Here is a 25,175-nt window from a genome sequence, read left to right as displayed (position 1 = left end):
AGGCTCATCTCGGCAAAGCCGACGTAAAGCCGGAAAGCGCCGGCCGGAATGAAAAACCCGCCGAGCCGCTCAAAGGCAAAGCCGATTAAAAATCAGCCGCCTGAATGCAAGCCATCGTCAGCACCGGTTACCGGCGCAAAGAGATCGAGACGATCGGTAAACATCGAGCTGACCCCACGGCCGACAAGCGCCTTCGCGATTTCGGGGCGGTTGACCGTGTAACACAGCACCGGAATGTTGCGGACAGCAGCCTCGGCCAGCACCTCGTCGCCGAGCAATTGGGCATCGCAATGCAGCGAAACGGCTTGCAGGCGCCGCATGTAGTCCAGCCATTGAGCGGGAACCGCCTCAAATAGCACACCACGATCGATTTCCGGTGCCAGATCGCGGGCAATTTCCAGCGCTTCCAGCGAAAACGAGGAAATCAACGGCGGCACCGTGGCGCCGCGCCACAACTCGGCAGTCAAACGTGAGACTACTTCCGCCGTCGCCTGCTCGTGGCCGAACGCCGGTTTGATCTCGACATTGGCGAGCAGGCCAAGCTCGCGGCACAATTCGGCCGCCTCGACAAACCGGGGGATGCGCTCGCCATGGCCGGCATCGAGCACAAACAGAACGGCATCCGAAGTATCGCAGACGCGACCAACACCGTTGGTCGTCCGCTCCAGCGTCTCATCGTGAATCAGGACCGGCGTCCCGTCGCCACTCAACATCACATCGAATTCGACGGCCCGGAAACCCAGCCGAGCTGCCAGCCGGATGCCGGCCAGCGTGTTTTCCGGGGCCAGCGAACCGCCGCCGCGATGGGCAAACCAGCGCGGCAGCGGCTTCCGCATCAGAAGGGCTGTGCCTTCTTCAGCGCCGGCTTGGCAGCCAGCACGGCGTTACCACGGCTAACCGAGATATCGAGCGCGGCCTTGGCTGGTTTCTGGTTGGCCCAGACCGCTTCCATTTCTTCGTCGGTGATCTGGCGAACCGCATCGACATCGGCGACATGGGACACTTGCTTGCCGGCGTTACCCTTCAACGAAGCGTAGGCGACCTCCAGCGTCCTATCGCCATCGTCCTTGAGGATCTTGCTGCGGGCCGCGGCACGTCCGGCGGCGGTAAGCGGCAGGCCGCCATAGACGCGCACCACTTCGACCTGCATTTCGGGCGACAGCAGGAAGGAAACGAACTTCGCCGCCTGCTTGTATTCGGCAGCCGAGCGACCGGCGCCGACCCACAGCGAGGCGCCGTCGGCCAGCGACGGCTGGCGGCCACCATACACATCGTCGTGATAAGGCAACGGCGCGACGCCCAACTCGACACCCCGGGCATCACGGAAATCGATGTGCTCACGGGAATCGGTGCTGATCATCGCGCACTCGCCTTCATGGAATTTCTTGCTGGCTTCGTCACGCCGCCCGAACAGACGGAAATAGCCGGCCTTGCTCCAGGTCGCCATCATCGCGATATGCTTGACCTGCGGCAGGCCGTTGAAAACCAGTTGGCCTTTGTCGCCGGTGGCCGGCGAGCCGGAAATCGCGCTGACATTATCGACATGCACCCAGACCGGCCACGACGAGGTGTAAGGGCAGGCGTAGCCGGCATCCTGCAACTTGTCGAGGACACCCTGCATTTCAAACCAGGTTTTCGGCGGCTGCTCCGGATCGAGCTTGGCCTTGCGGAAAGCATTCTTGTTGTAGAAGAGGACCGGCGTCGAATAAATCAGCGGCAGGGCCACCAGTTTGCCCTTGGCATTGACCACCGTAGCCTTCAGATCAGCCGAAAGTTCGCCGACATTCAGCGGCTGTTTGGCCTTGGCCATCATATCGGCGAGCGGGATGAATTCTTTCGGCTGGCTGAGCACTTCGCTCATGTCGTAGCGGCGCAACAGGTTGAGTCCGGCCGGCTTGTCGCCCTTTTCCAGACGCACCAGCTTCAGGTTTCCACCGTTTTCCTTGTTGAAACGGTCGACCACCGCCTGCAAACGTTCGGCGGCGTCAGGACTGAGGTTGTGGGCGAGTTCGGCGTCGGCGGCAGCAACCGGGGCGACAGCCTTGGCTGCCTGCTTGGTTGCCTTGGCCGGCTTGGCCGCGTGGGCCGAACAGGCGAGGGCCAGAGCAACTGCTGCCACCAAGGGATGAAAACGATACGACATGGGTACTCCCGTGGATCAGAAAGGCAAGGATTATAACGCCCGCCCCCAGCCCGGACGCCCTCCATATTCGCTGCGAATGTGCGAGAATTCGCGCCATGCTCAAGCGCGCGTTACTCATCTCCACCGCCATTCTGGCCCTCGCCGGCTGCGACCAGATCAACCAGAAGCTTGGACTGGAAGATCCTGTCGTCAAAGAAGCCCGCCTCGAAGCCGAAGCCAAGGCGGTCGGCAGCGCCTGCCGACATTCCGGACGGGCCATCGAGGATTGTTACTCGATCTACGGATGGCTCCCCAAGGCCGGCATTTACGCCGGCTGGCGCGAAATGGACGAGTACATGCGGGAAAACAAGATCGAAACGATAACCCCGCAACTGCCCCCGGCCGAACCACCCGGCGCAGCCAAGAAAAAGAAAAAGACAGCAGCACCCGAAGGCGCCGTCGAGGGCGATCCGGCAAAAGCTGGCGAACCCGCCGCAGCCAAAGCTGCCGAGCCGGCAGCGAGCAAAGACGCCGAAAAGAGCAGCGCCAAACACTGAACGCACGGCCTCACGATCGGGGCCGCGGTTGCTCTTGGCGCACGCCCCCAACCGAAAACGGTCTGAGCGGGGAAGCGCTCGGCCCCGGCTAAATGCTGGCGCCGGCCAGGCAAGCGGTGGAATAATCAATGCTCGGTCGATCTCAACCCAACATGCGCCGTTGGCCCGCCCCTCACCATTCACCAGCAACTGGCAATAATTGATGCCTGAACTTCACGCACTGGTCGTCGACGACCACCCGATCAATCGCCTGCTGGCCTGTGCGTTGCTGAAAAAGCTGGGCTGGACGGCGCACGAAGCTGAAACCGGAGAGGCCGCGCTGATCCTCGCGGCGCGCCAGACATTCCAACTCGTCCTGCTCGACATCAGCATGCCGGGACTCTCCGGCGAAGAAACCTGCAGCCAGTTGCGCGAAATCAAAGGCGACAGAAAACTGCGCATTCTGGCCTACACCGCCCATGCCTTCCCGGAAGATCGCGCACGCTTTCTCGCTGCCGGCTTCGACGACATTCTGGTCAAACCGATCAACCGCCAGCGCCTTGAAGAACTGATCGGAGCTGGGTAAGCGGCCCTCCACTGCCAATTTTCCGCGCAGCACCGAGCGGACATATCCGGGTACTCGGGAGCAGGTAAGCGTATAATCCTGCCCCATGTCTGAAATCAATACCTTAGCCGGCGATAGCGCCGTTATAGCCGCTGCCGATGTAGCGCCCGAAATCACCTTTGCCGACCTTGGCCTGGCACCCGAACTGTTGCGTGCCGTGCTTGACGAGGGTTACACCAAACCAACGCCGATCCAGGCCCAGGCGATCCCGCTGGTCATCCGCGGCCAGGACATCATGGGCGGCGCCCAGACCGGCACCGGCAAGACGGCGGCGTTCACGCTGCCGATCCTGCAGCGCATCCTGCCTTTCGCCAGCAGCAGCCCGTCGCCAGCCAAGCACCCGGTGCGCGCGCTGATCCTCGCGCCGACCCGCGAACTGGCCCTGCAGGTCTATGAGTCGGTCAAAGCCTACAGCAAGCATACCCATCTGCGCTCGATGTGCGCCTTCGGCGGCGTCGATATCCGGCCGCAGATCGCCGAACTGAAAAAAGGCGTTGAGATTCTCGTCGCCACGCCAGGCCGCCTGCTCGACCACGTCGAAAACAAGAGCGTCAGCTTCAATTCGGTGCAGGCCCTGGTTCTCGACGAAGCCGACCGCATGCTCGACATGGGCTTCGTACCCGACGTCACCCGTATTCTGAACATGCTGCCGCAACAACGGCAGAGCCTGCTTTTCTCGGCAACCTTCTCGGACGAAATCAAGAAGCTCGCCGATACCATGCTGAAATCGCCGGTGCTGATCGAGGTTGCCCGGCGCAATCAGGTTTCCGACACCATTACGCACCGGGTGCATCCGGTCTCGGAGTTTGGCAAGCGCAATCTGCTGATCAAGCTGCTGAAATCGAGCGAAATCAACCAGTGCCTGGTCTTCATGCGCACCAAGCAAGGCTGCTCGCGGCTGACCCGCGAACTGCAGCGGGCCGGCATCCGGGCCGATGCGATCCACGGCGACAAGAGCCAGCTCGAACGGATCAAGGCGCTCGATGACTTCAAGAGCGGCACGACGGTAGCGCTGATCGCCACCGACGTCGCAGCACGTGGCCTGGATATCGACGACCTGCCGCACGTCATCAACTACGAATTGCCGCACACCCCGGAAGACTACGTGCACCGCATCGGCCGGACCGGCCGGGCCGGCAAGACCGGCAACGCCATTTCGCTGGTCAGCGCACATGAAGTCGGCTATCTGGTCGATATCGAGAAATTGATCAAGCGGCCGATCGAGCAGGTTGAAGTCGCCGGATTCGAGCCGGAACCGGAATACGAATATCCGCCGGGAAACAAGAAGAAGCGTTCCGCCGCAGCACCGGCCAAGGCTCCCGTGGCGCACCGCCCCGAGCGTTCGGAACGTCCGGAGCGCAACGAACGCAGCGAGCGTTCGGACCGTCGCCCGCCCCGCCGCAACCCGATGATTGCTGCGGATGGTTTCGATTTCAGCAAGCCCTACGAAGATGCCGCACCGCGCGGCGAAGTGCCGGACTCGCCGAATGCCCCTGCCAAGGCCGATCCGCACAAGCCGAAACGGGTGGTGGCGGCCTTGCTCGGTGGCATCGGCCGGAAATAAACCACTCCCGGTAAAAAAACAAACGGCGCCTTCGGCGCCGTTTTTATTTGCGTTGCTTCCGCTAACTCTTGGCGCGTGGCACAAAGCCAGCCGGCGGCGTCGGCTTGCTCGATACGGCTTCAACCAGCTTGATGATCGCCAGCGACAGGTTGTCCCCCTCACCGGCCGCTCTTTTGCGCGCCGTGTCGATGAGGATTTCGCAGGCATTGCGGGCCGAATTGTCGGCAACCAGGGTCGCCATTTCGCCATCGTCGAAGTACGCCCAGAGTCCATCCGAACAGAGGACGAAAGCATCGCCGGCCTGGAGGTCGGCCGTGTCCGAGAAATCGAATTTCGGTTCTTCCTGGCCGCCCAACGAGGTCAGCAGCACATTGCGATTGGGATGGGTCAAGGCCTGTTCGGCGGTTATTTTCCCGATAGAAACCAGGTGTTCGACGTAGGAATGATCGACGGTACGGGCCAGCAACTGCTTGCCGCGAAAGTGATAGAGCCGGCTGTCGCCGCAGTGCGCCCAGGTAATCCGTCCGGGCTGCAACAGCAACATCACGGCGGTGCTGTGCGGATCCTTTTCATTCATGAAGCGCGATGCCTTGATCATCGTATGCGCTTCGCGCATGCTGTTTTCCAGCATGCAATGCGGGCTTTCCTCGGCCGGCGCGAAATGGTCGAGATTGTTCTTGGCGGTATGGACCACCTGCTCGGCAGCCAATGCGCCGCCGGTATGGCCGCCCATGCCATCGGCAACGACGGCCAGCGCCACGCCCTTTCGGCGGGCGTGCGGCAAGATCGCGACGCGATCCTGTTGTTCTTTACGGTCCCCTTGATGCTGCGCTGCGCAGGCATCGATTGTTATCGCCATCCGGCCTCCCTGTAGCGGCGAAAGGTTATCACGAAAGTCTTGGAGCGGGCTCACCGCCATGCCCGGGGCGGCAGCTCAGTACGCCTGCCGCTCACCCCAGCACTTCGTCGATCAATTCGATCCAATGCCGCACCGGCAAAAGACTGCCAGCCTGCAGATGGGTCAGACAGCCGATATTGGCCGTGGCAATCGCCTGCGGCGAACCTGCGTTCAAGGCGGCTAGCTTGTCGTGACGCAACCGCGCCGACAACTCCGGCTGGAGAACCGCATAGGTTCCGGCCGAACCGCAACACAGGTGGGCATCACCGACCGGGGTCAGGGCGTAGCCGGCGGCACCGAGAAACTCCTCGATGGTGCCGCGAATCTTCAAACCATGCTGCAGTGTGCACGGCGAATGGAAGGCAAGCTTGCCGCGTTTTCCCTCCACCGCCGCCAACCGGGCGAGCACCGCAGTGCGTTCGGCAACCAGGATTTCCGAAGGATCACGGCACAACGCGCTGATTTTTGCCGCCTTTTCGGCATATGCCGGATCATCAATCAGGGCATGGCCGTAGTCCCTGACCTGCACGCCACAACCGGAGGCGGTGACGACGATTGCCTCGATGCCGGCGTCGACATGCGGCCACCAGGCGTCGATATTGCGCCGCATGTCGGCGCGGCCGGCGGCTTGGTCATTGAGGTGGAAACGCAGGGCGCCACAGCAACCGGCCTTGGCCTCCTCGAACAGTTCGATGCCCAGGCGATCGAGCACGCGGGCCGTCGCCGCATTGATATTCGGCACCAGCGCCGGCTGGACGCAGCCGGCCAGCGCCAGCACCCGTCGCCGGTGCCCGGCTTTTGCCGGCCACGGCCGGGCCTGGCCGGCGGCCTCGGGTGGCAGTTTGTCGGCCAGGGCGCTTGGCAGCAAGGGACGCAGCATCCGGCCGAGTTTGACGGCCGGGCCAAAGAGCGCCGGCCGTGGCAGGATTTCGCGCAGCGCGAAGCGGAGCCAGGCGCCGCCACCTCGGCGCGGCAGTTTTTCCTCGAGCACCTGACGCCCGATATCGAGCAGGTGGCTGTATCTGACACCGGACGGACAGGTCGTCTCGCAAGACCGGCAGGTCAGGCAACGATCGAGATGCAGGCGGGTCTTTTCGCTGACCGCCTGGCCTTCGAGCAATTGCTTGATCAGGTAGATGCGGCCGCGCGGGCCATCCAGTTCGTCGCCCAGCAACTGGTAAGTCGGACAGGTGGCGGTACAGAAACCGCAGTGCACGCAACTGCGCAGAATCGCTTCGGCCTCCTGGCCGGCACGCGTGTCGCGGATGAAATCGGCGAGTCGGGTATCCATCAAAGCTCCGCGTAGAGACGGCCGGGATTGAGAATGCCGTGTGGGTCGAACGATTTTTTCAGGCGCCGGTGCAGGGCCAGCAAAGCCGGCGACAGCGGAGCAAAAGCACCCTCCCGGCAACGCAACGACTCGGGGGCGCGGTACAGCACCGCATGGCCGCCGGCCGCAGTGGCGGCGTCGCGGATGCCAGCCGCCTCGCCGCCATACCAGCGCAGCCCGCCGCCCCACTCGATGGCCCGCAAGCCTGCCAGCCCCGGCACGGCCGCAGTCGACGGCAGGGCCAGCCGCCACAGCACGCCGCCGGCAAAGGCCGGATGGGTCTGCTCGCGGATGACCAGCCACAGTTGTTCCGGGGCGACCGCCGCAGTGCCGCCGAGCATCCGGCACGCCGCCTCGACTGCGGCATGGGTGCCGGCCAGGCGCAGGCTGAGCTGCCCGGCGTGCCAGAACGATGCCGAAATCGGCAGCGGTTGCCCGCCCCACTGGTTGAGCCGGGCAAGCGCCTCGCTTTCGCTCATTTCAAAAAGCAGCGTCTGTTCGGCAACCGGCTTCGGCAACACTTTCAGCGTGACTTCGGCCAGCACGCCCAACGTACCGAGACTGCCGGCGAGCAACCGCGAGACATCGTAACCGGCGACGTTTTTCATCACCTGGCCGCCGAAATCGAGGACCTGGCCGGCACCGTCGATCAGTTTGACGCCCAGGACGAAATCGCGCACCGCCCCGGCTTGCTGCCGGCGCGGACCGGACAGCCCGGCCGCGACGCAGCCGCCGAGCGTCGCGCCCGAAAAGTGCGGCGGCTCGAAGGCCAGCATCTGACCTTTTTCGGCCAGCGCCGCCTCGATCTCGGCGAGCGGTGTGCCGCAACGGGCGGTGATGTACAACTCGGTCGGTTCGTAGGCGACGATGCCGCGATAGGCCGACACGTCGAGCACGTCGCCGGCCAGCATGCCGCCGTAGAAATCCTTGCTGCCGGCACCGCGAATGCGCAGCGGGCTACGGCTATCAGCCGCCAGGCTTAGCGCGTCAACGATGTAATCGAGGCGCATCAGAAACGCTCCAGCTCGGGAAATTTCAAATCGCCGTGATGCACATGCATGCGCCCGTACTCGGCGCAGCGGTGCAGGCTGGGCACGGCCTTGCCCGGATTGAGCAGGCCCTGTTCGTCGAACGCCGTCTTGATGCGGCGGAAGGCTTCGAGTTCCGGCGTCTTGTACTGGACGCACATCTGGTTGATCTTCTCGATGCCGACCCCGTGTTCACCAGTGATCGAGCCGCCAAGCGCCACCGACAACTCGAGGATTTCCGCCCCGAAGGCTTCGGCCCGCGCCCATTCGCCGGCTTGGGCGGCGTCGTACATGATCAGCGGATGCAGGTTGCCGTCGCCGGCATGGAAAACGTTGGCGCAGCGCAGGCGGTATTTCTTTTCCATCTCGGCGATCGCCGCCAGCATTTCGGCCAGCCGTTTGCGCGGAATGGTGCCGTCCATGCAGTAGTAGTCCGGCGTGATCCGCCCGATCGCCGGGAAAGCCGCCTTGCGCCCGGCCCAGAAGCGCAGCCGTTCGGCTTCCGACTGCGAGACGCGGATGTCGCTGGCGCCGGCCGCCGTCAGCACCGCCGTGACGCGGGCGATTTCCTCAGCCACTTCCTCCGGCGTGCCGTCCGACTCGCAGAGCAGAATGGCCGCTGCATCCAGGTCATAGCCGGCCTTGACGTAGGGTTCGACGGCGGCGGTCGCCGGCTTGTCCATCATTTCCAGGCCGGCCGGGATGATGCCGGCGGCGATGATCGCCGCCACCGCGTCGCCGGCCTTGGCGACATCGGCGAAGGAGGCCATGACGACCTGGGCCAGCTCTGGCTTGGGCACCAGCTTGACGGTGACTTCGGTGACCACGCCGAGCATGCCCTCGGAGCCGATGAGCAGGGCCAGCAGGTCGTAGCCCGGGGCGTCGGGGGCCGCCGAGCCGATCTCGAAAATCTCGCCTTCAATGCTGACGACACGGATACGCAGCACGTTATGCACGGTCAGGCCGTATTTCAGGCAATGCACGCCACCCGAGTTCTCGGCGACGTTGCCGCCCAACGTGCAGGCGATCTGCGACGACGGATCGGGCGCGTAATACAGGCCGAACGGGGCCGCCGCTTCCGACACCGCCAGATTGCGCACGCCGGGCTGAACGACGGCGAGACGGGCTTCGCGGTCGACGCGCAGAATCTTGTTGAAACGGGCCAGCGACAGCACGACGCCCTGGGCATGCGGCATTGCGCCGCCCGACAGGCCGGTGCCGGCGCCACGGGCGACGACCGGCACGCCGAGCCGGTGACAGGTGCGCAGCACATCGATCACCTGCCCTTCGTTTTCCGGCAGACAGACGGCGAGCGGCAGTTCGCGGTAGGCGGTGAGGCCGTCGCACTCGTAGGGGCGCAGATCCTCTTCGTCGCTCAGCAGGCAATGCGCCAGCAGCACGTTGCGCAGGTTTGCCGCCAGCAGCTGGCGGTCGGTCGCAAAGGTCGGTTCGCTACTTGGCATGACGGTCATTCTAACCCCACGATAATGGCGCGAAAGTCGTTGACGTTGGTCCGCGTCGGCCCGGTAACCAGCAGGTCGCCGAGCGCCGCGAAGTAGCCCCAGGCATCGTTGTCCGCCAGACGGGCCCGGCCGTCCAGCCCGAGCGCCCGAGCCCGGCCCGGGGTTTCCGGCCCGATGTAGGCGCCGGCATTGTCCTCGGAACCATCGATGCCATCAGTATCGGCGGCCAGCGCATAAATGCCCGGTGCGCCGTCGAGGGCCAGGGCCAGGCCAAGCAGGAATTCCGTATTGCGCCCGCCACGCCCCTGGCCTTTCAGCGTCACCGTCGTTTCCCCGCCGGACAGCAGGACACAGGGCTTGGTAGCGGGAAACCCGTGCCTGGCGCAACTGAGTGCCACACCGGCCAGCACCTTGCCGACTTCGCGCGCTTCGCCCTCAATCGCATCACCGAGAATCAGCGGCGTGATGCCAAGCTGGCGCGCAGCAGCGGCGGCCGCTTCGAGCATCTGGCGCGGACTGGCGATCAGCCGGAAGGCGCTGTTGGCGAGGCGCGGATCGCCCGGTTTCGGCGTTTCGAAGGCGCCCGAGGCCAACCGGGCGCGCAGCGCCGGGGGAACAGCGATGGCGTAGAAATCGAGAATCCGGAGCGCCTCGGCGGCCGACGTCGGATCGGCCACGGTCGGTCCCGAGGCAATGACCGCCGGGTCGTCGCCCGGCACGTCGGAAATCGCCAGGGTCAGGACTTGGGCCGGCCTGGCGGCAGCGGCCAGCCGCCCCCCCTTGATCGCCGAGAGGTGTTTGCGCACGCAGTTGATCTCGCCGATGGCCGCCCCCGACTTGAGGAGCGCCGCGGTGATGACCCGCTTGTCGGCCAGCCCGATGCCGTCGGCCGGAGCCGCCAGCAGCGCCGAGCCGCCGCCGGAAATCAGCGCCAGCACGCGGTCGTTTTCAGCCAAACCGTGAACCTTGGCGAGCATCCGTTGCGCCGCCTGTTCGCCGGCCGCATCGGGCACCGGATGGGCGGCTTCGACAATCTCGATCCGTTCGCACGGCACGCCATGGCCATAGCGGGTGACGACCAGCCCGTCGAGCGGCCCCGACCAGTGCTGCTCGACGGCCCGCGCCATCACCGCCGAAGCCTTGCCGGCGCCGATCACGATCAGCCGGCCGCCGTCATCCGGCGGCAGCTGCGGCGGCACGCACAAGGCCGGATCGGCCGCGGCAATCGCCGCATCGAACAAACGGCGGAGAGTTTCGCGCGGCGTCATGACGCCCTGCCGGCCGCACCGTCGGGCTGCGACAGCCAGCCTAGCCCGGCCTCGGTGCCGGCCAGCGGCCGGTATTCGCAACCAACCCAGCCGGCGTAGCCCAGGCGGTCGAGCAAGGCAAACAGGGCCGGGTAATCGATTTCGCCACTGCCCGGTTCATGCCGGCCGGGAAAGTCGGCAATCTGGATATGGCCGATGCGCTCAATATTGTTTTCCAGCGTGCGTGCCAGGTCGTCGCCCAGCACCTGGGCGTGATAAATGTCGTACTGCACTTTGACATTGCGGCGGTCGATGGTGTCGAGCAGCGCAAAAGCCTTGGCCACGTCATCCAGCCAGTAACCCGGCATGTCGAGCCGGCTGTTGATCGGCTCGATCAGCACGCTGGCGCCGATACTGGCGAAACGGTCGGCGGCATGGCGCAGGTTGGCGATATAGGTCGCCTCGAGTTCGGCCTCGGCGACGCCAGCCGGGCGCAGGCCGGCCATGCAATGGACGCGCCGGCAATCGAGCAGCATGGCGTATTCCAGCGCCTGGTCGACGCTTTCGGCAAACTCGCCGCGGCGCTGGGGCAGGCAGGCCAGGCCGCGCTCGCCGGCCGCCCAGTCGCCGGGCGCCAGGTTGAACAGCACCTGTTCGAGCCCGGCGGTCTGCAGCCATTGCGCCAGCTCGGGCGCCGGCCAGGCATAGGGAAACAGGTATTCGACGCCGGTGAAGCCGGCCGCAGCCGCGCGCTGGAAGCGCTCGGGGAACGCCACGTCGGCAAAAAGAAAACTTAGATTGGCGGCGAACTTTGGCATCGGGGCGACAGTCTTTGGAACGGGCCAAAAGTATAATCCGGCCACTACAAGGAGAGACAACCGTGAGCGAAACCGAAAAAGAACGCAAGGGCAACCGCCTGTCGAAAATCGTCACCCGTACCGGCGATGCCGGCACCACCGGCCTCGGTGATGGCAGCCGGACCACCAAGGACAGCCTGCGCATCGATGCCATCGGCGAAGTCGACGAGCTGAATTCCGGCCTCGGCGTGCTGCTCTGCGAAGAGATGCCGGACAGCGTGCGCACCGCACTGCTCGACATCCAGAACGACCTGTTCGATCTCGGCGGCGAACTCTGCCTGCCCGGCATGGCGGTCATCAAGGACATCCAGGTGGCCCGCCTCGAGGAATTGGCCGACCAGTTCAATGCCGACCTGCCGATGCTCAAGGAATTCATCCTGCCCGGTGGCACCCGCGCCGCCGCCCTCGCCCACCTGAGCCGTACCGTCTGCCGCCGGGCCGAACGCTCGATGGTTCGCCTGCACGGCGCCGAAGGCTTGTCCGAAGCGGCTCGCCGATACATCAACCGGCTGTCCGATCTGCTGTTCATTCTCGGCCGGGCCCTCAACCGGGCCGGCGGCCGCGGCGACGTGTTGTGGCAAAAAGGCAAGAACGCCGCATGAGCGCCTGCGTGATCGGCCACATCACCGTCAAGGATGCCGAAAAATGGGCGCAATACCGCGCCCAGGTGCCGGCGACCCTCGCCCCGTGGGGCGCCGAGCTGCTCTTTCGTGGGCAACTGGCCGACATTCTCGACGGCCGGCATGCTCACACCGACACCGTCGTCATCCGCTTTCCCGATCGCGCCGCGGTCGATGGCTGGCACGACTCAGCCGCCTACCAGGCGCTGATTCCGCTGCGCCGGCAGGCGGCCGATCTCGACCTGCTGACTTTTTCCGACCAATGACGCTTGCGAGCCCCGCGATGACCCTGCCGACCTTTGCCACCCTCGCCCTCAGCCTCGATCAGGGCATCGCCGAAGTCCGCCTGAACCGGCCGGACAAGTCGAACGCGATGAACGATGCGATGTGGCAGGAAATCCGCCAGGCTTTCGAGTGGGTCGATGCCACCCCGGAAGCGCGCGTCGCCATCCTCAGCGGCGCCGGCAAGAACTTTTGCGCCGGCATCGACCTCGCCATGCTCGGCAGCATCCAGCAGCGGATCGCCGGCCCGGACGGGGCGCGCAGCCGCGAAGCCCTGCGCCGCCTGATTCTCGACCTGCAGGATTGCCTCACCGCGATCGAACGCTGCCGCAAGCCGGTACTCGCCGCCATCCACGGCGCCTGCGTCGGCGGCGCGCTGGACCTCGTCACCTGCTGCGACATGCGCTATGCGACGAGCGATGCCATTTTCTCGATCAAGGAAATCGACCTCGCCATGGTCGCCGATGTCGGCACCCTGCAACGCCTGCCCCGCCTGATCGGCGACGGCATGAGCCGCGAGCTGGCCTACACCGGGCGCCATGTCGGGGCGGCCGAGGCGGCAACGCTCGGCCTGATCAACCGCGAGTTTGCCTCGACTGAAGACCTGGTCGCCGCAGTCCGCGAACTGGCCCTCGCCATCGCCGCCAAGTCGCCGTTGGCGATGCGCGGTCTGAAGGAAGTGATGAACTTCAGCCGCGACCATTCGGTCGCCGACGGCCTCAACTTCGTCGCCACCTGGAACGCCGCATTGCTGCTCTCCGGCGATCTCGAGGAAGCGATCGCCGCCCAGCGCGAACGACGGCAACCCCGCTTCGCCGACTGAGCAGGGGCTCAGCCGCGGCGCCGCACCAGGTATTTGCGGCCTTCTTCGAGCAAGCCAAGGCCGAGGGCGAGCAGGACGATCCATAGCCAAACCTGCGGCTCGAAGGCCTGCGTCGCGAACAGTGCATGGCCCGGCGGGCTATAGACGATGAGCAGGATCAAACCCAGTTCGACCGCCACGCCAAGCAGCAACAACGGATTCTGGCGCAGCGAGAAACTCGCGGCGGCTTCCCGCGGATGCCGGCAGACAAAGACATTGACCATCTGCGCGACGACGATGGCCGCCAGACAGGCTGTGGTCGCCTGCAGATAGAGCGGATCCAGCGTGGCGAGCGAGACTCCGTATTGCCAGCCGCCGAGTTGCAGCACACCGAAGAACACGGTCAGCGCCACGCCGGCTTCCAGCATGCCCAGCCAGAGATAGGCGCGGGCCAGCAAGGACCATGACAGCAGGCGCTCTTCGGCCGGCCGCGGCGGCTGCTGCATCAGCTTGGGGTCCGGCCGTTCGGCGCCGAGCGCCAGGGCCGGCAGCATGTCGGTCCCGAGATCGACGGCGAGAATCTGGATGATGGTCAGCGGCAGCGGAATCCGGAACAGCATGTAGGCCAGATAGGGCATCAGCTCGGGAATGTTCGAGGTCAGGATGTAGGTCAGGAATTTCCGGATGTTCTCGAAAACCGCCCGGCCCTCCTCGACGGCATTGACGATACTGGCGAAATTGTCGTCGAGCAGGATCATGTCGGCCGCCGCCTTGGCCACATCGGTCCCGGAAACACCCATGGCGATGCCGATATGGGCGGCCTTCAGGGCCGGCGCATCATTGACGCCATCGCCGGTGACGGCGACGATTTCGCCCTTGTTCTTCAGCGCATTGACGACCAGCATCTTCTGTTCCGCGGTAACGCGGGCAAAGATGATTTCCGGGCTGTCGAGGGCGATCTGCAGTTGCGCCGGCGTCATCTTGCGCAAGCTTTCACCGAGGACCGTCTGCGGCTGCGGCCCCCGCACCAGGCCGATTTCCCGGGCGATGGCGAGGGCCGTATGCGGATGGTCGCCGGTCACCATGATCACCTTGATCCCGGCCGAATGGCAGCGGGCGATGGCTTCCGGCACTTCCGGCCGGGGCGGATCATGCAAGCCGATCAAGCCGGAAAAGACCAGCCCCTGTTCGACCAGCGGCTCGGCCTTGGCCAGCCGGCGCCAGGCAAAGGCGAGGACTCGCAGGCCCTGGTCGGCCATCGCCTCCTGCGCCTTGAGGATGCCTTGCCGGGCAGGATCGTCCAGCGCCATTTCGCGGCCACCGTCCTGTCGCGTCGCACAGAGCTGCAACACCACTTCCGGCGCGCCCTTGCAGTACAGCCAGCGCTCGCCGGCCTGCTCGACGATAACCGACATCCGCCGCCGGTCGCTGTCGAAAGGCAGCTGCCCGAGGATCGGCGTGTCGCCACCAACCCCGGCCTGTTCGGCATAGCTGCGGAGCGCCACTTCCATCGGGTCGCCCAGCCAGACTTCGCAGCCCGCCGCCTGGCTGCGCTTGAGATTGTGGCAATGGTGGATATTGCTGAGCAGATGCCCGGCTCCGGACAGCGCCGCCGGATGCTCGCCCGGCAGCAAGGCACCGTCGACAAAAACCTGGCGGACGCTCATCCGGTTCTCGGTCAGCGTGCCGGTCTTGTCGCTGCAGATGACAGTGGTCGCCCCCAGCGTTTCGACCGCCGGCAGGTGGCGGACCAGGGCGTTGCGCCGGGCCATGCGCTGGGTCGCCATGGCCAGCGACAAGGTGACGGTCGGCAACAGACCTTCCGGCACGTTGGCGACGATGATGCCGATGGCGAACATCAGATTGGTCCAGAACGGCAAGCCGATCACCGTGCCAATGGCGAAGAACACCAGGCCGAGCGTGGTGGCGAAGATGGCCACCAGTTTGGACAGGCGGGCAATCTCCAGTTGCAGATGCGACACCGATTTGGTCGCCGTCTGCGTCAGGTGGGCGATCTTGCCGAACTCGCTGTGCATGCCGGTAGCAAAGACCAGGGCCCGCCCCTGCCCGGAGATCAGCGAGGTGCCGGCGAGCAGCAGATTTTTCGCATCGAACGGCACGTCCCCGCCGACACTTTCCGGCGTGCGCGCCTTGGGCTGCGACTCGCCGGTGATGGTCGAAGTATTGACCCGGACGTCGCTCCCGGCAATCAGGCGACAGTCGGCCGGGACGTTGTCCCCCTCTTCGAGCAGCACGATATCGCCGGGCACCAGGGAAGCGGCCGGCAAGGTGAACAACTGGCCATCGCGCATGACCTTGGCCGACGGCGGCAGCAGCTTGCGCAGCGCGGCAATCGCCTGTTCGGCCCGGTATTCCTGCCAGAAGGAAAAACTGCCATTGATCAGGATCACCGCAACGATGGCTGCGCCCAGTTGCCACATGCCTTCATCCGGGCTTTGCGATTCGGCGAAGAAGGCCAGGCCGGCAGCCACCCACAGGATCAGCGCAAAGAAATGCGAAAACTCCTTGAGAAACTGCCGCCACAGCGGCGCCCGCCGCACTTCGGCGATGGTGTTGGCACCGTACTCGCGCAGGCGTCTTTGCGCCTCGACCGAGCTCAAGCCATCGCTCGAACTGCGCAGGCTGTTCAGGGCATCCGGAACGGAAATATTGGCGATGTGCATTGGCCGGACCAGGTCGTTTTCATCACCTGTTCAGGCTAGCCCAAAAAAAGCCAATTTGAATTAACTAAATCGCCTGTTGGGCAGTAATTGCAGCAATCCCGGACGGGAGGAGGCCACAATGAAAAAGGGGAGGCAATCTGCCTCCCCGTGGTTCGGGCCGCTGACGCGGTGAGCCGGGCCAGCTTACTCGGCCGCTTCGGCCAGCCGCCGGGCGCGCACGGCGGCGGCCAGTTGCTCGAGAACCTTCACGCTGTCGTCCCAGTTGATGCAGGCGTCGGTGATGCTCTGGCCGTAGGTCAGTTCCTTTTCCGGCGCCAGATCCTGGCGGCCTTCGACCAGGTGCGATTCGACCATCACCCCGACGATGCGCTCTTCACCGGCCGCCAGTTGGGCAGCGACACTGTCGCTAACCTCCATCTGCAGCTTGAATTGCTTGCGGCTGTTGCCATGCGAGAAGTCGATCATCAGTCGGGCGGCAAGGCCGGCCTTGGCGATTTCGGTGCAGGCGGCGTCGACGCTGGCCGGATCGAAATTCGGCTCCTTGCCGCCGCGCAGGATGACGTGGCAATCCTCGTTGCCCAGCGTCGAGACGATGGCGGTATGGCCGGTCTTGGTCACCGACAGGAAATGGTGCGGCGAATTGGCCGAGCGGATGGCGTCGACGGCGATGCGCATGTTGCCGTCGGTGCCGTTCTTGAAACCGACCGGGCAGGACAAGCCGGAAGCCAGTTCGCGATGCACCTGCGATTCGGTGGTGCGGGCGCCGATGGCGCCCCAGGCGATCAGGTCGGCGGTGTATTGCGGCGTGATGGTGTCGAGGAACTCGGTGGCACAAGGCAGGTCGAGTTCGTTGATTTCGAGCAGGATGCGGCGAGCCAGGCGAATGCCTTCGTTGATGCGGAAGGTGTTGTCGAGGCGCGGATCGTTGATCAACCCCTTCCAGCCGACCGTAGTGCGCGGCTTTTCGAAATAGACGCGCATCACGACGACCAGGTCGTCGGCGTATTTTTCCGCTTCCTTGGCCAGCTTCCTGGCGTAGTCGATGGCCAAGTCGTAATCGTGGATCGAGCAGGGGCCGATCACCACCAGCAGACGGTCGTCGGCGCCGTGCAGGATGCGGTGGATGGCCTGGCGCGCGGTGTAGGTGGTTTGCGCCGCCCGATTGGATACCGGATATTCGCGGAAGACGTGGGCCGGCGGCACCAGTTCCTTGATTTCCCTGATACGAATGTCGTCGGTATTCGGTTTACTTTGCGGCGTCATGGCCAGCCCCATTCAAGATTGGAGAAAGGCAAGCATTCTACCGGATGGCCAGCGAAGATTTCGCTCTTGCGCGGCCGGGCAAAGCGCGATGCCTCAGGCTGTGCCGCTTACTTTGACAGCTTTTCGTAGAGTCCGACAACGCCTTCCATCTCTTCCAGAATGCGTTCGCTGGTTGTCGCGACCGCCGTTTGCGCGCGCTTGTCGGCCAGCGTCCTTTGGCCCAGCGCACTGTCAAAGAAGAACCACTGCTGCTTGACCAGGTCCAGCGCATCCTTGATCTGGGCGGTATTGGCCTGGGAAGCCAGCAGATCCTGCTGGGCCTCGGTAAATTCCTTGCGCGCTTTGTCCAGGTTGGCGGCACTCTTGTCGTCCGCCACGCCCCAGGCTCCCGCCTGATAGAACTTGGCGATGCGTTGCGACAGCATGCGCTGGCGTCCCGAAACGTTGACCAGTTGACCGGCCAGCGAGCCGGAACGCTTTTCCAGTTGAACGGTTCCCTGCTGGGCCAGCGCCAGCACCTCCTCGGAAATCGCCAGCACCTTGCGGCCATTTTGCGGCGAGGGAGCGGCACCGAGCAGCAGATCCTTGTAAGCCAGCCATGACTTTTCCAGCTTCAGGTAGGTATCCTTGATTTCCGGCGTCGGCGCGTAATTCTTCAACTCGACCAGCTGGCGGTCGAAGGCGGCAATCGACGCATCCATGACGCGCTTGCTGCGCTCCACCTCGATCTGTTGGCCGATCTGAAAATAGGCCTTGGCCATGCGCTGCGACAGCATTCGCTGTCGCCCGGCCTTGTTGATGGCCGAATTGATGTCGCTGATCTGGGCCAGCGCGTCGTTAGCGACTATACCCAGGAAAAATACGAGCAGAACACTGAGAACGGCCTTCAATTTGCCTCCGCCTATGGCTTTTTGCAAGCCCGGAGGATAGCCGTCGGGTAAACCCCACCACCATGATGTGCATCAACAATCTGACCGGCCGGTCAGATCGTCGATCAGCGCAGTTGCGTCAGGTAATTGGCCACGGCGAGGATGTCTTCGTTCTTCAGCGTCGCGGTGGCGATGCTCATCAACTGGTTGTTGCGGATCCCCGTGCCATCGCGATAGCGGGTAATCGAGGTTTGCAGGTAGGGCAGTTTCTGTCCGGCCAGGCGCGGGTAGAGTTCGTTGCCGCGCGCCTGCTCGCCGTGGCAGCGGACGCACAGCTTGGCGAACAGCTCCTTGCCGCGCGCCGCCTGCGCCGCGTCGGCACGCGACGGCGGAACGGTGGTACTGGCGTAGTAGGTGGCGATCTGCACCCGCTCTTCATCCTTGAGCACCTTGATCAGGCCCTGCATGAACGGGTCCTTGCGCTCGCCGGCGCCAAACTTGCGAATCTGCTCGAGCAGATAGGCCGGGTTCTGGCCGGCCAGATTGGGCACTTCGGGCGTCTTGCTGATGCCGTCTTCGCCGTGGCAGTTGGCGCAGAAGAAGGAGACCTTCTTGCCGGAGTCGATTGCTGCCCGCAATGCCACCGGATCGGACCCGATGACTTTGAGCCGCTCCTGCAACGCCGCCGGTGACTCCGCGAAAACCGACGTAGACGCCAGCAGGCCAAGCAGCAAGAACAATCCACGCATCACAATCCCCCTTCAAGTTGTGGTGACATTATGCCGTTCCACCCACCGTCAGTCCATCGATACGCAGGGTTGGCTGGCCGACGCCGACCGGCACGCTCTGGCCTTCCTTGCCGCAAGTACCGACGCCGGGATCGAGTTTGAGGTCGTTGCCGATCATCGACACCCGGGTCAGCACGTCCGGGCCGTTGCCGATCAGCGTCGCGCCCTTGATCGGCCGGGTCACCTTGCCGTCTTCGATCAGATAGGCCTCGCTCATCGAGAAGACGAACTTGCCGCTGGTGATATCGACCTGGCCGCCGCCGAAGTTGGCGGCGTAGATGCCTTTTTTCACCGACTGGATGATTTCCTGCGGATCGTACTGACCGGCCAGCATCATGGTGTTGGTCATGCGCGGCAGCGGCAGGTGGGCAAAGGATTCGCGGCGCCCGTTGCCGGTCGGCGCGACGCCCATCAGGCGGGCATTCAGGCTGTCCTGCAGGTAGCCCTTGAGGATGCCGTCTTCGATCAGCACGGTCCGCTGCGTCGGATTGCCTTCGTCATCGATGTTCAAGGAACCGCGGCGGTCGACAATCGTGCCGTCGTCAATCACCGTGACGCCCTTGGCGGCAACGCGCTGGCCGATCCGGCCAGAGAAGGCGGAACTGCCCTTGCGATTGAAATCGCCCTCCAGGCCGTGGCCAACCGCTTCGTGCAGCAGGATGCCCGGCCAGCCGGCGCCGAGCACCACCGTCATCTGGCCGGCCGGCGTCGCTTCGGCATGGAGATTGATGATCGCCTGATGGACCGCTTCCTGCGCGTAGTGCTGGAGAACTTCGTCGGAGAAATAGGCGAAGTCGAAACGCCCGCCGCCGCCCGCCCCGCCCTGCTCGCGCTTGCCGTTTTCCTCGACCACCACCGACACCGAACAACGGACCAGCGGCCGGATATCGGCCGCCATGCGGCCATCCGAACCGGCCACCATGACCACTTCGTATTCGCCGGCCAGCGAGGCCATGACCTGGATCACGCGCGGATCGAGGGCGCGGGCGAAACCTTCCAGACGCTCGAGCAGCTTGACCTTGGCTTCGGCCGGCAGCGAGGCGATCGGATCATTCGGCACATACAGGCGGTGCCCGGCCGCGCCGTGTTTCAGGGCCGGCAGCGTGCCGCTCTGGCCAACCGAAGCAATCGCCCGGACAGCATTGGCCGCATCGCCGAGAGCCCGCGAACTGATGTCGTCGGAGTAGGCGAAAGCGGTCTTTTCCCCGGAAATGGCCCGCACGCCAACGCCCTGGTCGATATTGAAACTGCCCGACTTGACGATCCCCTCGTCCAGGCTCCAGGCTTCGGAACGCGAATACTGGAAATAGAGATCGGCGTAATCGACCTGGTGCTTCAGGATCTGCCCGAAAGTCCGCGACAGATCGCCCTCGGTCAGCGAAAAAGGGGCGAGCAGCAGGGATTCGGCTTGCGCCAGGGCACTGTTTGGATTCATTGATACTCCGTCAGAGAATTCGGTGGGCAAGGGCCGGCAGGCTCTCGCGAATTTCGGCAATACGGGCGTGGTCGAGATCGGCAATGACGACGCCCGGCCCTTTCATCTTGCGATCGAGGATTTCACCCCAGGGGTCGACGATCATGCTGTTGCCGTGGGTCAGCCGACCATTTTCATGCCTGCCTCCCTGTCCGACCGCCAGCAGGTAGCATTGGTTCTCGATGGCCCGGGCGCGCAGCAGAATTTCCCAGTGGGCGCGGCCGGTGGTATCGGTGAAGGCGGCCGGCATCATGATCAGATCGACCGTCCCGAGGGTCCGGTACAACTCTGGGAAGCGCAGGTCGTAGCAGATCGACAGGGCAATGCGGCCGAACGGCGTATCGACGGCGACCGGTTGCGAGCCGGGCTCGATGAAGGCCGCTTCGTCGTAAGCCTCAAGGCCTTTCCGGAAGCCAAACAGATGAATTTTGTCATAGCGCGCGACGCATTCGCCGGCCGGGTTGTACACCAGACTGGCATTGCGCATTTTATCCGGCACCGAGGCGGCCAGCGGCAGGGAGCCGGCAAAAATCCAGATGCCGTGCCGTGCCGCGGTTTCGGCCAGCCAGTCCTGGACCGGCCCGTGGCCGAAATCCTCGCGCGCCTTGACGCGGTCGGCGTCGGCCGCGCCGATGATCGGAAAATATTCGGGCAGGACGACCAGTTGCGCGCCCTGCGCCACCGCCTCGTCGACCAGCCGGCCGGCGCTCGCCAGGTTATCGGCGACACGCGGCCCGGAGACCATCTGCAATGCGGCAATCCGGCAATTCTGTTTGCTCAAGGTTTGCTTTCCCCTTCATTCTTCGGTTTTGCTTGCGGCGGCGATTCGCCCGCCTTGTCGACTTGCGGATCGCTCCAGCTGCCGGTCACATGATAGCGGTAGCTGAACAGCCGGCTCAGCGGATTTTGCAGAACGGCATTGGCCAGCAGCGTTGCCGCGCCGACCACCGGATTGACCAGCGCGGCGCCCATCGCCGCGGCATTGCCGATTTCCGGCCGGACGACGACCTGCATGTCCTGGGTTTCCGCTTTCAGATCGGTTTCGCCCTGGATCTCGATCTGCGCCGCCGGTCCTTTGATGCGCAGGGGATCGTTTGTGCGCATCACGCCCTTTTTCACCGCCAGCTTGCCCTCGATGCTGTCAAAAGCCAGGCCGTCGCTGAAAATATCGCGAAAATCCAGGGTCAGCCGGCGCGGCAGGGATTGCAGCGAGATCAGGCCGAGCAGCTTGCCGACGCCCGGCTCCAGCTTGTTGAACTGGCCTTTTTCGGCATTGACCGTCATCTGACCGGTCAGCGACGGATAATCGATCCCGGTCAGCGGACCGTTCCACTGCAGGTCGCCGCTCAGTTTGGCTGTCCCCCGGCGGACCGCATCGACGTAGCCGAGACGTTCGAGGAGCTTGCCGACATCCTTGGCCGTCAATTCGAAATCCATCCGCGTCTGATGCTTGCCGGTATTGTTCCAGACCCCCTTGCCTTTCAGGGCACCGTCCGGGTTCTGCAGGCTGAGCAGGTCGAGATTCCAGGCGCCCTTGTCGTTGCGTGCCTTGAGTTCCAGCTTGCCGAGCGCCTTTTCGCCGATACGGAAATCGTCGACGACCAGACTCATGCCCGGCAGGGAGTTGATCAGCGTCGTGCTGCCTTCGGCGACCTCGGCAGCCGGGCGGACGATCAGGCGCTTGAAATTGCCCTCGACCCAGCCCTCGCCGCTACTGCGCCAGAACACGTCGCCGACCGCTTCGCGGGTATTCAGGCCGATCTGCCAGCCGGTATCGCGCGGCCGCAGGCTGACGTCAACCTGGCTGTAATCGCGGCCCATCAAGTGCAGCTGCGGCGTTTTCAGCGTAACCACGTTGAGGCCCAGGCCGCCGCCATTGGCAGCCCCCGGACTGGCGCTGCCATCCGGACTCGCCGCGCCTTCCGGCAGGAAGTTCTTCCAGGCATCGGCGTCGATTTTCGGGGTCGCGACGCGCACCGCCAGGCCTTTATCGGGCAGCCGCGGCTCGGCCTCGCCGACCGCGAAGACGCCGCGCTCCCAGTTGCCCTGCTGACGAATGATCAAGCCCTGGGCGACCTTGCCCAGCGTAATCCGATACTGCTCCCGCGTGGCGTCCGGCGCACTGCGTTCGATGCGCAGCGGCAAAGGCATCGTCGCATTCTTGTTGAGCGGCTCGGGCAGCGGCGAACTGATGCCGAGCAGGTCCGACTCGACGACGATGTCGGCATTGCGCTTGCGGATGCTGATGTCGGCCTTCCAGCCGGTCCGGCCGGTCAGGTGATTGATCAGGGGCCAGCCGAAGTGACTGCTCACGTCCGCCATGTTGGCGGTCCCGCTGGCCAGCACCCCGACCTTGTCGCCGACATTCCGGACCTGGACCTTGAGCGGTCCGCCGAAGACCTTGCCGCTGATGTCCTGGGCCGAAACGCTGTTCTCGGTGATCGACAGCCGGCCATTGACCTGGGTCAGCGGCGGCAAGCCGGCCAGCGGCTGCAACTGATTGTTCTGGAAGCGGTAGTCGCCGCGCACCTTGGTATCCAGCGCGTGGCGCAGCGGAATGTCCAGTTCGAGGTCGAGCCGGCCGTTGCCGCTGGCTTTCATGCCTTCGGTGAAGCGATCGATCGAATCGGCGACCGGGCTGTGATCGATGAAGCGGAAAAACTCGCTGGTCGGCCCCTGGGCCAGCCCGCGGACGAGCAACATTTCCTCGTGCGACTCGAAATCCGGGATTTCGACCGTCACGTCGGACAGCTTGGCGCCGAAAATGCCGCCCTGGCTGGCCGCGATCTTCATGCCAACGCCAAAGGTCATGTCGGCGGCGATATTGTCGATGACCGGCCAGCCCGGCGCGTAATCGACCTTGGCATCGGCCGCCTTGGCGGTGACGATGAACTTGCCGCCGCGCCCGTCGCGGAAAGGGAAATCCTTCAGGTTGCCTTGCAGCACCAGTCGGCCGTCGTAACCGCGGCCGGCGACGATGCCGCGGCGGATCCAGGCACGGGCATCGGCATTGACGGCATGCGGCATGTAACGCCAGACGGCGCGCCCATCGGCGCGGTCCACATGGGCCACCAGGTCGATTTCACCGGGACCGTCGCCGGTGAACCGATAGGTGCCGCGCGCCGAACCGGCGGCATCCGGGCCGGCAAAATCGAGTTTCTCCAGTTTGATATCGACACTGGCACCGACCGTTTTCCAGGTGGTTCTGGCCTTCAGGCTGTCGAAGGCAATATCCGGCTCGGGAAAGACCGCCGGCAGCGACAGCCCGGAAGGCCCCGCGTCGAGCAGCAGTTCGCCACCTTTCTCGGTCAGGTCGATGCTGCCGGACAGGCCGTTCGCTCCGGGAAAATAGCCGCCGGGAAGAATGCCCAGCTGGGCGAAACCGGCTTTCAACGAATAGCGCTTCAAGGCCTCGCCTTCCAGCCCCCAACTAGCGCGCAATTCGCTGATTCGCCCTTGCGGCTGGTGTTTTTGCAGCAATTCGCGGCTCCGCTCGTCAAGCGGCATGTAGGCAGCCAGGCTGGCGAGCGCCGAAAAATCGAGGAAACTGGCACTGGCGCTGCCACTGACGGTGGCCGTTTGCGGATTGCGCCGCCATTCGACCTGAAAATCGGTGGGCGCGACACGGACGCCTTGCTGCGTCAGCAATTCGAGCTTGCGCCCGACGACCGCCCAGACACCGGGCCGATAGCGCCCCTCGAGACGGCCACGCAGGCTGGCCAGATCGAGTTCGGGCAATTTGCTCCCCAGCCCGATCCGCAGTTCTTCCAGCGCCACATCGGCGGTCAGCTTGCCGCCGCCATCTTCCAGATCGCCCCAGACGCGCAGCGCGCCGCGGCCTTGCGGCAGACGCAGCGGATAATCGACCCAGCTCCGCCAGCCGGCCAGGTCGGCGTAGTCGAGCTGGACAAAGACCTTGCCGGAAAGACTGTCCAAGGCATCGCCGAGATCGCCCTTAACCTCGCCACGGATGTCGATACGGGCGGCCAGTTCGTCGGGCGGCGCGGCCGACAAGCCGAAGCGATGGCGACTGCCGCTATTGTCGAGGGCAAACTGCAGATCTTCCAGAATCAACGGCGGCGCCTGCCGCAAGCGGTCGTCCCAGACGATCGTCGCGTTGCGGATGCGGATGCGCCGCTGTTCGAGCACCCATTCGGCAAAAGCCGGGTCGCTCTCGCCTTCCGCCGCCATGCCGGCCACGCTGATCCGGCCGCTGGTATCGCGGCGCACCTGCAGCACCGGGCCTTCAAAGGCGAGCAGCGACAAGGTCGGCCGCAAGCGCCACAACGACTGCCAGGACAGCACGCTCTCGACCCGGGCCAGCGAAAAGGCCAGGCCTCCCTGACGGTCGAGAATCCGCACGTCGTCGAGCACGAGATCCGGGTTCAAGCCCTGCCAGCGCGCCTCGACTCGGCCGATGCTGACCGTTTGCCCGACGGCCCGCGTCGCCGCCTGCTCGATTTCGCTCAGGTAATCGCCGACCTTGGGCAGCACGACATAGCGCAAGGCGAGCACGAGCACGACGAAGGCCAGCCAGGCGACGAACAGCCCCCAGCCGAGCATCCGTACCCCACGGCGAACGGCCGGCTTGGCCAGGATCGGCCACAGCCAGTGCAAGCGGTGATAGAGCGCGCTGCGGAGTTCCGCACGAAGCTGCGGATTACTCACGGATAAAACTGCTTTGCCAGAAAGTGGAATAGGTCACTACAATCAAAAATTCGCC

Annotated in this window: 21 protein-coding genes; 6 read left to right on the top strand and 15 right to left on the bottom strand. The window is 64.5% G+C overall.

Annotated elements, in window-relative coordinates:
* Positions 1-92 precede the first annotated feature (92 nt).
* Both ugpQ and KI611_RS05620 read right to left on the bottom strand, forming a co-directional pair.
* Positions 93-836 (bottom strand): glycerophosphodiester phosphodiesterase, encoded by a 744-nt coding sequence (gene ugpQ, locus KI611_RS05625; protein ID WP_226418845.1) that lies wholly within the window; start codon positions 834-836, stop codon positions 93-95.
* Positions 836-2,143 (bottom strand): extracellular solute-binding protein, encoded by a 1,308-nt coding sequence (locus KI611_RS05620; protein ID WP_226418844.1) that lies wholly within the window; start codon positions 2,141-2,143, stop codon positions 836-838. The genes ugpQ and KI611_RS05620 overlap by 1 nt, the downstream gene beginning before the upstream one ends.
* Before the next feature lie 95 nt (positions 2,144-2,238).
* Here KI611_RS05620 and KI611_RS05615 point away from each other — a divergent pair, with 95 nt between their 5' ends.
* The 3 genes from KI611_RS05615 to KI611_RS05605 all read left to right on the top strand — a co-directional run bounded on the left by KI611_RS05615 (position 2,239) and on the right by KI611_RS05605 (position 4,847).
* On the top strand, positions 2,239-2,679 hold the full coding sequence (locus KI611_RS05615; protein ID WP_226418843.1) for a hypothetical protein: 441 nt from the start codon (positions 2,239-2,241) through the stop codon (positions 2,677-2,679).
* Between the two features lie 202 nt (positions 2,680-2,881).
* On the top strand, positions 2,882-3,244 hold the full coding sequence (locus KI611_RS05610) for a response regulator (protein WP_226418842.1): 363 nt from the start codon (positions 2,882-2,884) through the stop codon (positions 3,242-3,244).
* 151 nt (positions 3,245-3,395) lie between these two features.
* Complete coding sequence (locus KI611_RS05605) at positions 3,396-4,847, top strand: DEAD/DEAH box helicase (protein WP_226419878.1); 1,452 nt, start codon at positions 3,396-3,398, stop codon at positions 4,845-4,847.
* A gap of 61 nt (positions 4,848-4,908) precedes the next feature.
* Here KI611_RS05605 and KI611_RS05600 read toward each other — a convergent pair whose 3' ends face one another.
* From KI611_RS05600 to hyi, 6 genes are all read right to left on the bottom strand, one after another.
* Positions 4,909-5,706 carry a PP2C family protein-serine/threonine phosphatase gene (locus KI611_RS05600; protein ID WP_226418841.1) on the bottom strand — a complete coding sequence of 266 codons (798 nt, stop codon included), beginning with the start codon at positions 5,704-5,706 and terminating at the stop codon, positions 4,909-4,911.
* 91 nt (positions 5,707-5,797) lie between these two features.
* Positions 5,798-7,036: a glycolate oxidase subunit GlcF gene (gene glcF / locus KI611_RS05595; RefSeq protein WP_226418840.1), complete on the bottom strand. Its 1,239-nt coding sequence runs from the start codon at positions 7,034-7,036 to the stop codon at positions 5,798-5,800.
* Entirely contained in the window at positions 7,036-8,085 is a 1,050-nt protein-coding gene (gene glcE / locus KI611_RS05590; protein ID WP_226418839.1) for a glycolate oxidase subunit GlcE, read from the bottom strand. The genes glcF and glcE overlap by 1 nt, the downstream gene beginning before the upstream one ends.
* Positions 8,085-9,566, bottom strand: coding sequence for an FAD-linked oxidase C-terminal domain-containing protein (locus KI611_RS05585; protein WP_226418838.1), 1,482 nt, complete (start codon positions 9,564-9,566; stop codon positions 8,085-8,087). Before KI611_RS05585 ends, glcE begins: the two co-directional genes overlap by 1 nt.
* Before the next feature lie 5 nt (positions 9,567-9,571).
* The gene (locus KI611_RS05580) at positions 9,572-10,834 is read right to left on the bottom strand and encodes a glycerate kinase (protein WP_226418837.1); all 1,263 of its coding nucleotides are present in this window, start codon (positions 10,832-10,834) and stop codon (positions 9,572-9,574) included.
* The gene (gene hyi, locus KI611_RS05575) at positions 10,831-11,631 is read right to left on the bottom strand and encodes a hydroxypyruvate isomerase (protein ID WP_226418836.1); all 801 of its coding nucleotides are present in this window, start codon (positions 11,629-11,631) and stop codon (positions 10,831-10,833) included. Before hyi ends, KI611_RS05580 begins: the two co-directional genes overlap by 4 nt.
* A gap of 62 nt (positions 11,632-11,693) precedes the next feature.
* On the opposite strand from hyi, the gene KI611_RS05570 reads away from it, so the two are divergent.
* Genes KI611_RS05570 through KI611_RS05560 form a run of 3 tightly spaced genes read left to right on the top strand, consistent with a single transcriptional unit; the run spans position 11,694 to position 13,395 of the window.
* The gene (locus tag KI611_RS05570; protein WP_226418835.1) at positions 11,694-12,272 is read left to right on the top strand and encodes a cob(I)yrinic acid a,c-diamide adenosyltransferase; all 579 of its coding nucleotides are present in this window, start codon (positions 11,694-11,696) and stop codon (positions 12,270-12,272) included.
* Positions 12,269-12,556 (top strand): DUF1330 domain-containing protein, encoded by a 288-nt coding sequence (locus KI611_RS05565; RefSeq protein ID WP_226418834.1) that lies wholly within the window; start codon positions 12,269-12,271, stop codon positions 12,554-12,556. The genes KI611_RS05570 and KI611_RS05565 overlap by 4 nt, the downstream gene beginning before the upstream one ends.
* A gap of 17 nt (positions 12,557-12,573) precedes the next feature.
* A complete protein-coding gene (locus KI611_RS05560; protein WP_226418833.1) occupies positions 12,574-13,395 on the top strand; it encodes a crotonase/enoyl-CoA hydratase family protein in 822 nt (273 codons plus the stop codon).
* Positions 13,396-13,403: 8 nt separating this feature from the next.
* Here KI611_RS05560 and KI611_RS05555 read toward each other — a convergent pair whose 3' ends face one another.
* The 7 genes from KI611_RS05555 to KI611_RS05525 form a co-directional block, all read right to left on the bottom strand.
* On the bottom strand, positions 13,404-16,058 hold the full coding sequence (locus KI611_RS05555) for a cation-translocating P-type ATPase (RefSeq protein WP_226418832.1): 2,655 nt from the start codon (positions 16,056-16,058) through the stop codon (positions 13,404-13,406).
* A gap of 183 nt (positions 16,059-16,241) precedes the next feature.
* Positions 16,242-17,321 (bottom strand): 3-deoxy-7-phosphoheptulonate synthase AroG, encoded by a 1,080-nt coding sequence (aroG, locus tag KI611_RS05550; RefSeq protein ID WP_226418831.1) that lies wholly within the window; start codon positions 17,319-17,321, stop codon positions 16,242-16,244.
* A 107-nt stretch (positions 17,322-17,428) separates the two neighbouring features.
* A complete protein-coding gene (locus tag KI611_RS05545) occupies positions 17,429-18,211 on the bottom strand; it encodes a type IV pili methyl-accepting chemotaxis transducer N-terminal domain-containing protein (protein WP_226418830.1) in 783 nt (260 codons plus the stop codon).
* A 104-nt stretch (positions 18,212-18,315) separates the two neighbouring features.
* Positions 18,316-18,939, bottom strand: coding sequence for a c-type cytochrome (locus tag KI611_RS05540; protein WP_226418829.1), 624 nt, complete (start codon positions 18,937-18,939; stop codon positions 18,316-18,318).
* Positions 18,940-18,967: 28 nt separating this feature from the next.
* A complete protein-coding gene (gene tldD, locus KI611_RS05535; RefSeq protein WP_226418828.1) occupies positions 18,968-20,413 on the bottom strand; it encodes a metalloprotease TldD in 1,446 nt (481 codons plus the stop codon).
* A 10-nt stretch (positions 20,414-20,423) separates the two neighbouring features.
* On the bottom strand, positions 20,424-21,233 hold the full coding sequence (locus KI611_RS05530) for a carbon-nitrogen hydrolase family protein (RefSeq protein WP_226418827.1): 810 nt from the start codon (positions 21,231-21,233) through the stop codon (positions 20,424-20,426).
* Complete coding sequence (locus tag KI611_RS05525) at positions 21,230-25,120, bottom strand: YhdP family protein (RefSeq protein WP_226418826.1); 3,891 nt, start codon at positions 25,118-25,120, stop codon at positions 21,230-21,232. Before KI611_RS05525 ends, KI611_RS05530 begins: the two co-directional genes overlap by 4 nt.
* Positions 25,121-25,175 lie beyond the last annotated feature (55 nt).

Origin of the sequence: Dechloromonas denitrificans, assembly GCF_020510685.1 — a bacterium.
Classification (GTDB): Bacteria; Pseudomonadota; Gammaproteobacteria; order Burkholderiales; family Rhodocyclaceae; genus Azonexus; species Azonexus denitrificans_A.
This window is presented reverse-complemented; position numbering and strand designations above follow the sequence as displayed.

Coding starts and splice junctions, on each gene's coding strand:
- ugpQ (WP_226418845.1), bottom strand. CDS start 836: ATGCGGAAGCCGCTGCCGCGCTGGTTTGCCCATCGCGGCGGCGGTTCG.
- KI611_RS05620 (WP_226418844.1), bottom strand. CDS start 2,143: ATGTCGTATCGTTTTCATCCCTTGGTGGCAGCAGTTGCTCTGGCCCTC.
- KI611_RS05615 (WP_226418843.1), top strand. CDS start 2,239: ATGCTCAAGCGCGCGTTACTCATCTCCACCGCCATTCTGGCCCTCGCC.
- KI611_RS05610 (WP_226418842.1), top strand. CDS start 2,882: ATGCCTGAACTTCACGCACTGGTCGTCGACGACCACCCGATCAATCGC.
- KI611_RS05600 (WP_226418841.1), bottom strand. CDS start 5,706: ATGGCGATAACAATCGATGCCTGCGCAGCGCAGCATCAAGGGGACCGT.
- glcF (WP_226418840.1), bottom strand. CDS start 7,036: ATGGATACCCGACTCGCCGATTTCATCCGCGACACGCGTGCCGGCCAG.
- glcE (WP_226418839.1), bottom strand. CDS start 8,085: ATGCGCCTCGATTACATCGTTGACGCGCTAAGCCTGGCGGCTGATAGC.
- KI611_RS05585 (WP_226418838.1), bottom strand. CDS start 9,566: ATGCCAAGTAGCGAACCGACCTTTGCGACCGACCGCCAGCTGCTGGCG.
- KI611_RS05580 (WP_226418837.1), bottom strand. CDS start 10,834: ATGACGCCGCGCGAAACTCTCCGCCGTTTGTTCGATGCGGCGATTGCC.
- hyi (WP_226418836.1), bottom strand. CDS start 11,631: ATGCCAAAGTTCGCCGCCAATCTAAGTTTTCTTTTTGCCGACGTGGCG.
- KI611_RS05565 (WP_226418834.1), top strand. CDS start 12,269: ATGAGCGCCTGCGTGATCGGCCACATCACCGTCAAGGATGCCGAAAAA.
- KI611_RS05560 (WP_226418833.1), top strand. CDS start 12,574: ATGACCCTGCCGACCTTTGCCACCCTCGCCCTCAGCCTCGATCAGGGC.
- KI611_RS05555 (WP_226418832.1), bottom strand. CDS start 16,058: ATGCACATCGCCAATATTTCCGTTCCGGATGCCCTGAACAGCCTGCGC.
- aroG (WP_226418831.1), bottom strand. CDS start 17,321: ATGACGCCGCAAAGTAAACCGAATACCGACGACATTCGTATCAGGGAA.
- KI611_RS05540 (WP_226418829.1), bottom strand. CDS start 18,939: ATGCGTGGATTGTTCTTGCTGCTTGGCCTGCTGGCGTCTACGTCGGTT.
- tldD (WP_226418828.1), bottom strand. CDS start 20,413: ATGAATCCAAACAGTGCCCTGGCGCAAGCCGAATCCCTGCTGCTCGCC.